The organism is Humibacter sp. RRB41 (assembly GCF_022761015.1).
GTDB lineage: Bacteria > Actinomycetota > Actinomycetes > Actinomycetales > Microbacteriaceae > Humibacter.
On record NZ_JAKWJQ010000006.1, the window covers coordinates 197,975 to 209,761 of the forward strand.

The 11,787-nt window shown below is 67.0% G+C and carries 12 protein-coding genes and 1 tRNA gene; 11 read left to right on the top strand and 2 right to left on the bottom strand.

Annotated features, from left to right (window positions below; translation table 11 throughout):
- Nucleotides 1-209 precede the first annotated feature (209 nt).
- The gene (locus MJ603_RS15990) at nt 210-824 is read right to left on the bottom strand and encodes a vitamin K epoxide reductase family protein (protein WP_243064743.1); all 615 of its coding nucleotides are present in this window, start codon (nt 822-824) and stop codon (nt 210-212) included.
- A 381-nt stretch (nt 825-1,205) separates the two neighbouring features.
- On the opposite strand from MJ603_RS15990, the gene MJ603_RS15995 reads away from it, so the two are divergent.
- Entirely contained in the window at nt 1,206-3,821 is a 2,616-nt protein-coding gene (locus tag MJ603_RS15995) for an Rne/Rng family ribonuclease (RefSeq protein ID WP_243064744.1), read from the top strand.
- Nucleotides 3,822-3,844: 23 nt separating this feature from the next.
- Here MJ603_RS15995 and MJ603_RS16000 read toward each other — a convergent pair whose 3' ends face one another.
- Nucleotides 3,845-4,132 (bottom strand): DUF4031 domain-containing protein, encoded by a 288-nt coding sequence (locus tag MJ603_RS16000; RefSeq protein ID WP_243064745.1) that lies wholly within the window; start codon nt 4,130-4,132, stop codon nt 3,845-3,847.
- Nucleotides 4,133-4,328: 196 nt separating this feature from the next.
- On the opposite strand from MJ603_RS16000, the gene rplU reads away from it, so the two are divergent.
- The 10 genes from rplU (at nt 4,329) to MJ603_RS16050 (ending at nt 11,723) form a co-directional block, all read left to right on the top strand.
- Nucleotides 4,329-4,637: a 50S ribosomal protein L21 gene (gene rplU, locus MJ603_RS16005; protein ID WP_243064746.1), complete on the top strand. Its 309-nt coding sequence runs from the start codon at nt 4,329-4,331 to the stop codon at nt 4,635-4,637.
- An 18-nt stretch (nt 4,638-4,655) separates the two neighbouring features.
- Entirely contained in the window at nt 4,656-4,910 is a 255-nt protein-coding gene (gene rpmA / locus MJ603_RS16010; protein WP_243064747.1) for a 50S ribosomal protein L27, read from the top strand.
- Nucleotides 4,911-5,036: 126 nt separating this feature from the next.
- Nucleotides 5,037-6,551, top strand: a complete 1,515-nt coding sequence (obgE, locus tag MJ603_RS16015) for a GTPase ObgE (protein ID WP_243064748.1) — start codon at nt 5,037-5,039, stop codon at nt 6,549-6,551.
- Nucleotides 6,552-7,370 carry a glutamate 5-kinase gene (proB, locus tag MJ603_RS16020; protein WP_243064749.1) on the top strand — a complete coding sequence of 273 codons (819 nt, stop codon included), beginning with the start codon at nt 6,552-6,554 and terminating at the stop codon, nt 7,368-7,370.
- A 9-nt stretch (nt 7,371-7,379) separates the two neighbouring features.
- Nucleotides 7,380-8,669, top strand: coding sequence for a glutamate-5-semialdehyde dehydrogenase (locus tag MJ603_RS16025; RefSeq protein ID WP_243064750.1), 1,290 nt, complete (start codon nt 7,380-7,382; stop codon nt 8,667-8,669).
- Nucleotides 8,670-8,755: 86 nt separating this feature from the next.
- Nucleotides 8,756-8,998, top strand: coding sequence for a hypothetical protein (locus tag MJ603_RS16030; protein ID WP_243064751.1), 243 nt, complete (start codon nt 8,756-8,758; stop codon nt 8,996-8,998).
- Between the two features lie 11 nt (nt 8,999-9,009).
- A complete protein-coding gene (gene nadD / locus MJ603_RS16035) occupies nt 9,010-9,612 on the top strand; it encodes a nicotinate-nucleotide adenylyltransferase (protein ID WP_243064752.1) in 603 nt (200 codons plus the stop codon).
- 95 nt (nt 9,613-9,707) lie between these two features.
- Nucleotides 9,708-11,132 carry a hypothetical protein gene (locus MJ603_RS16040; protein ID WP_243064753.1) on the top strand — a complete coding sequence of 475 codons (1,425 nt, stop codon included), beginning with the start codon at nt 9,708-9,710 and terminating at the stop codon, nt 11,130-11,132.
- A 66-nt stretch (nt 11,133-11,198) separates the two neighbouring features.
- Nucleotides 11,199-11,573 (top strand): ribosome silencing factor, encoded by a 375-nt coding sequence (gene rsfS, locus MJ603_RS16045; RefSeq protein ID WP_243064754.1) that lies wholly within the window; start codon nt 11,199-11,201, stop codon nt 11,571-11,573.
- A gap of 74 nt (nt 11,574-11,647) precedes the next feature.
- Nucleotides 11,648-11,723 (top strand) — tRNA-Ala (locus tag MJ603_RS16050).
- Nucleotides 11,724-11,787 lie beyond the last annotated feature (64 nt).

The following is an 11,787-nucleotide window of genomic DNA, read 5'->3' on the forward strand; positions in this document are numbered from 1 at the left end:
TCGCGCGGCGCCGGCGTCGCGGCACGGCATGGTGCCCGGCACAGCGTGCCTTCGCGAAGACAGGCAGGACAGCGGAGATCGCGTGAGAACAGGCAGAAGTTGCCTGTTCTCACGCGATCTGCCTGTTATCGGGGTGCCGAAGTGTCACGCGACTGCATGAGAGGCGAGAGCCACCCACGAAGCCACCCACGAGAAGAGCGCAGAACGACTCAACGGAAGGCGTTGGGGATCCACTGCACCTGGATCTGCGCGAAGACCGCGACGATCACGTACGAGATCAGGGTGATCAGCGGAATCCATGAGTAGGCGGCAGCGAAGAAGGAGCGCACCCGCTCGTTCGTCGGGATGTTGCCTTCTTTGAGGTTGTAGAACGTCACGACCCAGAACGTGGGAATGGTCACGACCCAGGTGACCATGCAGTACGGGCACAGTACGAAGAGGCTGTACAGGCTCGAGTAGATGAGGAAGATCACCAGTACGATCGCGCCGAGCACGCCGAGGTTGAAGAGCATCCAGAACCACTTCTTGAACCGCGCGCCCGCGAGGATCGCGACACCGACGGCGATCGGGGCGGCCCAGCACGCCACGCCGATGATCGGGTTCGGGAATCCGAGAACCGCGCCCTGCCACGAGGCCAGGTTCTTCGAGCAGCCAACGAGCGGGTTGATGTTGCACGTGAGTTGTGCAGCCGGATGCTCGAGCACCGTGAACTTGTCGATCGTGAGCGCGAAGGCGGCGAGCCATCCGATCACCCCCGCGACGATGAGGAAGATCGCGAGCCCAGTGGGCCGCCTGGTTTCGGTGGGGGAGTCGAGCGACACCATCGCATTATGGCAGAGCGACACGACGGCTCCGCCCCACCTGACCGGGGAGCGCAGGCTGCCGTGCGATAATGGGCAGGATCGCGCGAGCAGGGCTCGCACGGTCGCAAAGAAGCTTTCACGGGTACCGCAGACGCGAGCCCGTTCGTCGAGTCGCGCGCGACCCGACGGAAAGAGACGTTACAGACCAGACGTGACAGACAGGGGACGAGCGAACGAAAGCGAGAGCCGCGATCTACGCAGCGCCACGAAGCGCCGTGCACATCGCGCACCCTTTCGAACGCCGGGCCGAGGATTGGCGGGCGCGCGCTGAACGCGCCGTCCGCATGAGTACAGCCGTACCGGGCGCGCGTGTCCACCGTACGGTCGAGGAGTGCACCAGCGATGGTGGAGAACGATCAGAATCCACAGGACGAGTCGGGACGGAACGGGGAGGGCAGCGCGCCGCGTAAGCGCGGCAGGCTCTTCGGAGGGCGTCGCGTAACCCGCAAGGCGGGGGCATCCGCGGATGCCGTCACGCCGGAGCAGACACCGGCGACCGAAGCCGCGGTTCAGGATGCGCCGACTGTCGACGCTGCGCCCGTCGCGCACGAGCGCGCTGGGGCATCCGACCAGGCCGAAGCGGCGGTCGTTGCCGAGCCAGAGACGGCGGCAGCGGATGCTCCGCCCAAGCCGGCAGGCGAGGCGACCGCGCCCCAGGCCCGCGGCCTGCCGAGCACGGCCCTGTTCTTCCAGGCGCCGCCTGTTCTGCCCCCGCTGCCTGCGGCGCAGGGCGACGACACGGCGGCCGTCGAGGAATCCACGACATCCCGCCGTCGTACGCGCAAGCGCGGTGGCTCGTCAGAGGGCGGCCAGGACGAGCCGGCCCAGCCCCGCCAGCGTCAGCAGCGCGAGCCGCGCGAGCCGGAGCTCATCACCGAGCCGCAGAAGGTCAAGGGATCGACCCGTCTCGAGGCGAAGAAGCAGCGCCGCCGCGACGGGCGCGACGCAGGCCGTCGCCGCCCCGTCATCACCGAGGCCGAGTTCCTTGCGCGACGTGAGGCCGTCGACCGGCAGATGATCGTGCGATCGAAGGGTGGCCGCATCCAGATCGGCGTGCTCGAAGACGGCGTGCTCGTCGAGCACTACGTGGCTCGCTCGCAGGAGGCATCCCTCATCGGCAACGTCTACCTCGGCCGGGTGCAGAACGTGCTGCCCAGCATGGAGGCGGCGTTCGTCGACATCGGACGCGGCCGCAACGCAGTGCTCTACTCCGGAGAGGTCGACTGGGAGGCCGCGGAGACCGGCAACCAGCCGCGTCGTATCGAGCTGGCACTGAAGCCGGGCGACAAGGTCCTCGTGCAGGTCACGAAAGACCCGGTCGGTCACAAGGGCGCCCGACTGACCAGCCAGGTGAGTCTGCCAGGGCGCTACCTCGTGTACGTGCCGAACGGGTCGATGAACGGCATCAGCCGCAAGCTGCCGGACACCGAACGCGCAAGGCTGAAGAAGATCCTCAAGGAGGTTCTCCCCGAGAACACGGGCGTCATCGTGCGCACGGCGGCAGAGGGTGCGACCGAGGACCAGCTCACCGTCGACGTGAACCGATTGACCACTCAGTGGGCCGGCATCTCCAAGCAGACCGAGAGCGTTCAGGCGCCCGCGCTGCTGCACAGCGAGCCCGACCTCCTGATCAAGATCGTGCGGGATGTCTTCAACGAGGACTTCCAGAAGCTGATCATCGCCGGTGACGATGCACGTTCGACGATCGAGAGCTATCTGCGTCAGGTTGCTCCCGACCTGCTCGACCGCGTCGAGCCGTACGAAGGATCGCGCGACGCGTTCGATGAGTTCCGCATCACGGAGCAGATCGAGAAGGCGCTGGACCGCAAGGTCTGGCTGCCCTCCGGCGGTTCGCTCGTGATCGACCGCACAGAGGCCATGACGGTCATCGACGTCAACACCGGCAAGTTCGTCGGCTCTGGCGGCAATCTCGAAGAGACCGTCACGAAGAACAACCTCGAAGCGGCCGAAGAGATCGTGAGGCAGCTGCGGTTGCGAGACATCGGCGGCATCATCGTGGTCGACTTCATCGACATGGTGCTCGAGACCAACCGCGATCTCGTGCTTCGCCGTCTGATCGAGTGCCTGAGCCGCGACCGCACGAAGCACCAGGTCGCCGAAGTGACGTCGCTTGGCCTTGTTCAGATGACCCGGAAGAAGCTCGGCCTCGGCCTGCTCGAGACGTTCAGCGAGCCCTGCGAGGTGTGTGCGGGCCGTGGTGTGATCGTGCACCACGACCCCGTGACCAGGCACCGCACGCAGCAGCAGCCCGAGCGGCGTCGTGGCGGCAAGGGCGGCGGAGCACCCGCTGCTCAGCCGGTGAACGGCAACGGCGGCCCGCACACGGGGACGCATGCGATCACCGACGACGCGAAGAGCGCGCTCGCCCAGATCGCCGCGAGCACGCTGCACCCGCACCAAGAGGCGGGAGAGTCGGAGCTGGAGTCCGCGTCCACCGCCAGGCACGTCGCTGAGGGCGGTGGCGACTCGTCCGAGAAGACACCGGTGACGGAGTCGTCGAACGAGCAACAGGCGGGATCCAAGTCGGATTCCCCGCGCACTCGCCGCGGCAGCCGTGGCCGCGGAGCAGCGCGCCGCGCCGCCGAGCAGGGCGGTAACGCCGAGCAGAGCGCGATCGAGACGGATGCCCCAGAGCAGGGCGTCACCGAGCAGGGCGTCGCGGAGCAGAGCGTGCCCGCGGCGGTTGTCGTTCCCGATGTCGGCGCACCGAGCGTCGCGCCCCAGCCCGACGTCGCGGTGACGATCCTCGACATCCCGCTCGAGACGCACGGCGAATCCAAGCCGAAGGTCGACCGTGTGCAGGCACAGGAGATCCTGGGTTCCGTTCTCGACGCCCTGCCCGAGCCCAAGCAGCCCGGTCAGGGCCGTTCACGGCGCCGCGTGACGACCGCCGGGATCACAGGGGGAGTCATCCCGCCGCACGAGGACAAGCAGTAGGACCGGGACGGGTGGAACGCGCCTTAGCCCTCGCGGCTTCGGCGTAGCCTGCGCTTGGCGGCAGTGACGCGCAGCCCGCTGGCTCGAAGGCGTTCGACGAGTTCGCGGCCGGTGACGGGTACGGCGCCGGCCGCGATGAGGCCGTCGTGGCGCTCGGCGGGCACGTCGTAGTGATCGAGATCGAAGGCCCGCTCCGGTACTCCGTTGGCTGCCGCGAACGTGTGCAGCTCATCCAGCGAGGCATCGCTGACGAGGTGACACCACAGTGTTCCGTGGTTCGGCCACCGTGGGGTGTCGATCAAGACGGACATGATCGCGAGTCTACGACGGAGCTCATTTGACCGCCTTGGTGTGATCGGGTAATGTTGACCCTCGGTGTGCGCCGTCTTATCGCGGCTTTCGCCCTTTCATTTTCTGGCTCGAACCCTTCTCCCATTGGGGGCGTGACCAGCGAAAATCCACGTCAGTCTGGGGTTGTCTCAATCCCTCATCAGATAGGTACGAGTAGTGGTTTACGCAGTTGTGCGCGCCGGCGGTCGGCAGGAGAAGGTCGAGATCGGCACCATCGTCACGATGGACCGCGTCAAGTCCTCGAAGAACGGCACCATCGAGCTCCCCGCGGTGCTTCTGGTCGATGGTGACAAGGTCACCAGCGATGCGAAGTCGCTCGCCAAGGTGACGGTGACCGCCGAGGTTCTCGGCGACCTTCGCGGCCCGAAGATCGTCATCCAGAAGTTCAAGAACAAGACCGGCTACAAGAAGCGCCAGGGGCACCGTCAGGAGCTCACGCGCGTCAAGATCACCGGCATCAAGTAAGCGCGAGGAGAGACACTCATGGCACACAAAAAGGGAGCGAGCTCTACTCGCAACGGTCGCGACTCGAACGCGCAGCGTCTCGGCGTGAAGCGTTTCGGTGGCCAGGTCGTCGGCGCGGGCGAGATCATCGTCCGCCAGCGCGGAACCCACTTCCACCCGGGCGCCAACGTCGGCCGCGGTGGCGACGACACGCTGTTCGCCCTCGAGGCGGGCGCTGTCGAGTTCGGCACGAAGGGCGGCCGCAAGGTCGTCAACATCGTGGCAGGCGACTGACCTTTCGTCAGATCAGAGCCGGTGGGCGGGCCTCGTGCCCTCCCACCGGCTCTTTCAATTCGGCGCTGCTTCAGGGCATCCGGATACCGTAGACAACAGCTCGCACGTCGGGCGGTGAGGAGCATCATGGCGACGTTCGTCGATACCGTGACGCTGCACCTGCGTGCCGGCAACGGCGGCAATGGATGCGTGTCGGTGCGTCGCGAGAAGTTCAAGCCGCTCGCCGGACCCGATGGCGGCAACGGAGGCAGCGGAGGCGACATCGCCCTCGTCACCGATCCCGGCGTCACGACGCTGCTCGCCTACCACCGGCATCCGCATCGCTCGTCCGAGAGCGGCGGATTCGGCATGGGCGACAATCGCAGTGGTTACTCGGGCGGCGAGCTGGAACTGCCGGTTCCGGTGGGAACCGTCGTCAAAGACCCGTCCGGCGATCTGCTCGTCGACCTCGACGAGCCCGGCATGCGTTACGTGGTCGCCCCTGGCGGTCAGGGCGGTCTCGGTAATGCCGCGCTGGCCTCGACCAAGCGCAAGGCTCCCGGATTCGCTCTGCTCGGCACGCCGGGTTGGGAGGGCGATGTCGTCCTCGAGCTGAAAACCGTTGCGGATGTCGCGCTCGTCGGCTTCCCGTCCGCCGGCAAGTCCAGCCTGGTCGCGGCTCTCTCTGCAGCGAAGCCGAAGATCGCCGACTACCCCTTCACCACGCTCCACCCGAACCTCGGGGTCGTGCAGGCGGGAGACATCCGTTACACGATCGCGGACGTGCCGGGGCTCATCGAGGGCGCCAGCGAGGGCAAGGGGTTGGGGCTGGAGTTCCTGCGCCACGTCGAACGCTGCAGCGCGCTGCTGCACGTGCTCGACTGCGCGACGCTCGAGCCGGGCCGCGATCCGATCAGCGACCTCGATGTCATCCTCACCGAACTGGCCGCATACCCCGTTCCCGACGGGCAGGTCCCGTTGCTCGAGAGACCTCAGTTCATCGCCCTGAACAAGATCGATGTTCCGGATGCCGCCGAGCTCGCGGCCTTCGTGCGTCCCGAACTCGAGTCCCGCGGCTACCGCGTGTTCGAGATCTCCACAGTGAGCCATGAGGGACTTCGCTCGCTCTCGTTCGCCCTCGCCGAACTCGTCGAAGAGGCCAGACTGCAGGCTGCGGCCGATGCCGAGATCAAGCCGCGCATCGTCATCCGACCGCGTGCAGTCGATGATGCAGGCTTCACCGTGCGAGTCGAGGGCGGGTCGGAGGGCCCGGTGTACCGCATCCTCGGCAGCAAACCGGAGCGCTGGGTCGCTCAGACCGACTTCGCGAACGATGAGGCCGTCGGCTTCCTGGCCGATCGTCTTGCCAAGATCGGCGTCGAGGACCAACTCGTGAAGGCCGGCGCGGTCGCCGGCTCGACAGTGGTCATCGGGCCTAACAACGGCGTGGTGTTCGACTGGGAGCCCACCCTCACGTCCACCGCCGAGCTCGCGACGGCGCCACGCGGATCGGATCCTCGCGTCGATGCGAACGCCCGCGCGACGCGAGGTCAACGTCGTGTCGAGTACCACGAGCGCATGGACGCGAAGGCAGAGGCCCGCGCCGAGCTCCTGCGCGAGCGCGACGCCGGGCTCTGGCATGACGACGAGGACCACGCATAGATGGTGATCACCGACCGTTCCCTGGTGCCCTCTGCCCGACGCATCGTCGTCAAGGTGGGGTCCTCGTCGATCAGTGGCGAGAACGCGCATCAGATCGGTCCGTTGGTCGACGCACTGGCCACCGCGCACGGGCGTGGAACGCAGGTGGTCCTTGTGTCATCCGGTGCCATCGCGACGGGTATCCCGTACCTCTCGCTCTCGATGCGCCCGACCGATCTCGCGACGCAGCAGGCCGCTGCGGCCGTCGGGCAGAACGTGCTCATCTATCGGTATCAGGACAGCCTCGACCGCTACGACATCGTCGCGGGCCAGGTGCTGCTCACCGCGAGCGACATGGACAACCCGACCCACCGCTCCAATGCGAAACGCGCGATGGAGCGGCTGCTGGATCTGCGCATCCTGCCGATCGTGAACGAGAACGACACCGTTGCGACGCATGAGATCCGGTTCGGTGACAACGACCGTCTCGCGGCCCTCGTCGCGACGCTGATCGGTGCAGACCTCCTCGTGCTGCTCTCGGATGTCGACGCCCTCTATACGAGACCGCCGCACGAGCCGGGAGCCGAGCGGATCGATTTCGTCGCGGCGAACGATCCGCTCGTCGGCGTCGAGATCGGGTCCATCGGCGCGGCGGGCGTCGGCTCTGGTGGCGCTGTCACGAAGGTGTCTGCCGCTCGGCACGCCGCGGAGGCGGGCAGCGCGGTTCTGTTGGCCGCCACGAGCCAGGTGCGCGCCGCACTGGCGGGGGAGCACATCGGCACGTGGTTCGCGCCCAGCGAGGCCACCGAGGCATCCGGGGGCCAGGGGCTCGCAGGCTAAACTGCTGCGATGTCCTCCACCGTTCTCGAAGAGACGTCAGTGAGCGCGGACGCGCAGGCATTCCTCCGCAAGCTCGAGGCCACGAAGGCCGCTTCGGTACCGCTCGCGATGGCGACGACGGCGCAGAAGAACGAGGCACTCGACGCTATCGCACGCGCACTCGTCGACAACGCGCAGGACATCATCGCGGCCAACGTCCAAGACTTGGAGCGCGGTCGTGAGGCGGGTCTCTCCGACGGCCTGCTCGACCGTCTCTCGCTCGACGAGAAGCGTATCGGCGCGTTGGCGGATGCCGTGCTCGACATCGTCGCCCTCCCCGATCCGGTCGGAACATCGGTGCGCGGCAGCCGTCTGCCGAACGGCGTCTCGATCCAGCAGGTTCGGGTTCCCTTCGGCGTCGTCGGCGCCATCTACGAAGCGCGTCCCAATGTGACAGTCGACATCGCGGCGCTCGCGCTGAAGAGCGGGAACGCCGTCGTGTTGCGTGGAGGCCGTGCCGCAGAGTCCAGCAACCGCGCTCTCGTACACCTGATCCAGCAGGCGATCTCGTCCGTGGGACTCCCGGCGGATGCCGTGCAGACAGTCGACGAATTCGGCCGCGATGGCGGCACGCGGCTCATGAAGGCGCGCGGTTACATCGACGTTCTGATCCCGCGGGGGAGCGCGGAGCTCATCCGCACGGTGGTGGAGTCCTCGACGGTTCCTGTGATCGAGACCGGAGCCGGAGTGGTGCACATCGTGCTCGACGAGAGCGCGAACGAGGCGTGGGCAGTCGATATCGTGCGCAACGCCAAGGTGCAGCGACCGAGCGTGTGCAACGCGGTCGAGACCGTGCTCGTGCACAGCGCGGCGGCATCCAGGCTGCTTCCCCCCGTGCTCGGTGCACTCCGGGCAGAGGGCGTGACCGTGCACGCGGACGACAGGGCGCTGGCGATCTTCCCCGACTCGGTGCCCGTCTCCGACGAGGACTGGTCGACGGAGCACATGAGCCTCGACGTGTCGGTAGGCGTCGTCGACTCGCTCGACGAGGCGATCGCGCACATCCGGCGCTACTCGACGCAGCACACCGAGTCGATCATCACCGACGACCTGGTGAACGCCGAACGCTTCCTCGCCGAGGTCGACTCGGCCGTCGTCATGATCAACGCCTCGACACGGTTCACCGACGGTGGCGAGTTCGGCTTCGGCGCCGAGGTCGGCATCTCGACCCAGAAGCTGCACGCCCGCGGTCCGATGGGACTGCCAGAGCTCACGAGCACCAAATGGATCGTGCGGGGAACGGGTCAGGTGCGCGCATAGCGGCGCGCCCGCCGGGTGCCGCGGTGCGTGCATCCGTTCATGGCTAGACTGGACGTCTGGCACACGCCACGGAAGGAAAGAGTCGAATGTCGTTCGTCGCAGCAGTCATCGCCGAGGAGACCTCGAGCGCGGTCACCGTGCAGCCGTGGGTTCTCGGCATCGTCGTGCTGTGCGCTTTCGCCGCACTCGCTTTCGTGACCTGGACCTACCGAGACGTCGCCAACAGGCACAGCCACAAGGCGGCCCCGGATGCCGCGGCACACGCCGGCGCTCCCGGTGCGTACCACCATGGTGAAGGCCACCCGGCTGCGCTACCCGAGGACCACTGACCTGGCGTTTCATGCGTCCGTCTGAGCAGCCTCGCCGCCGTGTCGGTGTCATGGGCGGCACCTTCGACCCGATCCACCACGGGCACCTCGTGGCGGCGAGTGAAGTGGCGCAGTCGTTCGATCTGGACGAGGTCGTCTTCGTTCCGACCGGGCAGCCTTGGCAGAAGGGCAACGTCACCGAGTCGGAGCACCGCTATCTCATGACGGTGATCGCCACGGCGTCCAATCCACGATTCACGGTCAGCCGCGTGGATGTCGACCGTGACGGCCCCACGTACACCATCGACACGCTGCGCGAACTGCAGGCTGCGAGGCCCGATTCCGACCTGTTCTTCATCACGGGAGCCGACGCGATCGCCCAGATTCTGAGCTGGCGAGACGTCGAAGAACTGTGGAAGCTGGCGCACTTCGTCGCTGTGAGTCGTCCGGGACATCAGCTCGAGGTGACGGGTTTACCCAACGGCGACGTAAGCTTGTTGGAGGTTCCGGCATTGGCGATCTCATCGACCGACTGTAGGGACCGTGTCAGCAGGGGGTTCCCTGTCTGGTACCTCGTACCCGATGGGGTTGTCCAGTACATCTCCAAGCACCACCTGTATCGGAGTGTGGCATGACGTCGTGGCAAGACCAGCCGCCACAGACGCGGCGACAAGCTAGAGAGCATCAGCGCGCCGCAGATGGCGCAGTCGGCTCCGCCGAGGCGGAGCCGATGCCCGTTTCCCGTCGCGCGGCGACCGTCGCGTCGACTCCTGCCGGCGAAGTACCCGACGTGACGACTCCGTTCTCGTTCTCGTCGACTCAACGCGATTCAGATGCGCGCCAGCCATCGACGGATGCACCACCCGTCCGACCGCGCGCACCGCGTTACGAAAGCCTCTCGTTCGACACTCTGCTCGCGGCATCCCATGCCGGTGAGCCGGCGAACGCACCGATGCCGGAAGACGATCGGCCTCCGGCGCCTGTCACCTACCTGCCCGGCGTACAGCCGCCGGCGCCGTCGTACCAGCCGGCTCAGCCGGTTGCTCCTGCTGCGCCGTATCCGTCGGCTCCCGTGACCCAGCCCGTCGCTCCTGGTGTCGCGCCGCAGGCATCCGTTCCTGCGGCGGAAGGACCCACGGGTCCCGACGGGCATCTGCTGACTCGCCGCGAACTGCGAGCGATGTTGCAGGCGCAGGCAGCGAACGACGCGGTGCAGACGGATGAGAACGCGTCCGGCTCCCAGCCGAGTACGCCGGCGGCTCCCGTAGCCGCACCGACCGCGGCCGTCCCGTCCGTCGTGGCACCGATCGCTCCTGTGCCGCAGGCTCCTCCTGCGTTCTCTACGCCGGCGACGCCTGCCGTTGTAGCTCCCGCGGTGGTGGAGCAGCCGAGGTCTGTCGCGCCGCCGTCCGAGCAATCGGCACCGTCCTTCGCCGATCTTCTCGGCGGCTCGGTCCCCGGCACGCAAGAGGCCCCGGCGACCAGGCGAATCGTTCCCCCGGCAGCACCCGCCAGGAGTGCGGAACAGTCCGCGGTACCGCAGGTACCGGTGCAGCAGACCCCCGTCAGCGTGGTGTCCACTCCCGTTACGGTGCAGGGCACGTCGGTTCCGGTGCCGACGGCGCTTCCCACGCAGGACACCCCGGTCAGTGCTCCCACCACCGATCCGCAGTTGGCGGCCCGCTCGGCCGGCCACTGGTCGACCATGAACGACGAGTCTGTTCTCGATGCCGGGAGCACGCCGCGTTCCGCAGTCTCGAGCGGAAGCGTCACCACGGCGAATGCGCTGATCCTGCCCTCCATCCCGTCCGTCGGGATCGGGGCGTCGCCTCTGACGAGCACCGGAGAGCTCATCGTGACCGGGTCGATCGACCTGCCGCGTTCCTTGGGCTCGACGGGACAGCATCCCGACCACTTCGACTCGTCCGACATCGATCGGCTGTTCGAGGAGTCGGATGCCGCGCCGGCCACTTCCAGCGTCGCCCCCGTACGTGCGAGCACGGCCGTGGCGACGCACACGTCGACTCGCGGCATGATCACCCCGCCGAAGTCGCGCGGAAACAAGCTTCCCGTCACGCTCGCCGTGACGGCCGCTTTCCTGGCACTCGGCGTCGCAGCACTGCTCGTCGCCGGTTATGTCTTCCATGCGTTCTGATCCCGGCAGTGCCTTCAGCGCTGCCGATGGCGGGCGCCGAAACCGAACTCACGAGGTGATGACTGCATGACCGCGACCGAACGCGCGCGCGAACTGCTCCAGTTGGCCGCGGAGGCCGCCGACTCGAAGGCCGCGACCGAACTCGTCGCACTGGATGTCTCCGGACCGTTGCCGCTGGTCGACATCTTTCTGCTGGCATCCGGAAACTCGGAGCGCAACGTGATCGCGATCGCCGGCGAAGTGGAGGACCGTCTGAACGACGCCGGCTACAAGACGCTGCGCCGCGAGGGCAGGTCGGAAGGCCGCTGGATTCTGCTCGACTTCGGCGACCTCGTCGTGCACGTGTTCCACCAGGAATACCGCACGTACTACGCGTTGGAGCGCCTGTGGAAGGACTGCCCGACCGTTCCGTTCCGGCTTCCGGTCGCGAGCGAGGCGTGAGCAGGGATTCGTTCTCGCCCTGCGGAATGTAGTACTCTAGACAGGTTGCTCCGCAGAGGCGAAGCGACGTGAATGGGTCTGTGGCGCAGCTGGTAGCGCACCTGCATGGCATGCAGGGGGTCAGGGGTTCGAGTCCCCTCAGATCCACCAATGTCTTGAGTCGCGACATAGGTGACATCTGAGTCGCGACATGGGAGACGTTCATGAGCGAGAG

Excerpts from the sequence above, each read along its gene's own strand:
- MJ603_RS15990 (WP_243064743.1), bottom strand. The coding sequence starts at position 824 with ATGGTGTCGCTCGACTCCCCCACCGAAACCAGGCGGCCCACTGGGCTC.
- MJ603_RS15995 (WP_243064744.1), top strand. The coding sequence starts at position 1,206 with ATGGTGGAGAACGATCAGAATCCACAGGACGAGTCGGGACGGAACGGG.
- MJ603_RS16000 (WP_243064745.1), bottom strand. The coding sequence starts at position 4,132 with ATGTCCGTCTTGATCGACACCCCACGGTGGCCGAACCACGGAACACTG.
- rpmA (WP_243064747.1), top strand. The coding sequence starts at position 4,656 with ATGGCACACAAAAAGGGAGCGAGCTCTACTCGCAACGGTCGCGACTCG.
- obgE (WP_243064748.1), top strand. The coding sequence starts at position 5,037 with ATGGCGACGTTCGTCGATACCGTGACGCTGCACCTGCGTGCCGGCAAC.
- proB (WP_243064749.1), top strand. The coding sequence starts at position 6,552 with ATGGTGATCACCGACCGTTCCCTGGTGCCCTCTGCCCGACGCATCGTC.
- MJ603_RS16025 (WP_243064750.1), top strand. The coding sequence starts at position 7,380 with ATGTCCTCCACCGTTCTCGAAGAGACGTCAGTGAGCGCGGACGCGCAG.
- MJ603_RS16030 (WP_243064751.1), top strand. The coding sequence starts at position 8,756 with ATGTCGTTCGTCGCAGCAGTCATCGCCGAGGAGACCTCGAGCGCGGTC.
- nadD (WP_243064752.1), top strand. The coding sequence starts at position 9,010 with ATGCGTCCGTCTGAGCAGCCTCGCCGCCGTGTCGGTGTCATGGGCGGC.
- MJ603_RS16040 (WP_243064753.1), top strand. The coding sequence starts at position 9,708 with ATGCCCGTTTCCCGTCGCGCGGCGACCGTCGCGTCGACTCCTGCCGGC.
- rsfS (WP_243064754.1), top strand. The coding sequence starts at position 11,199 with ATGACCGCGACCGAACGCGCGCGCGAACTGCTCCAGTTGGCCGCGGAG.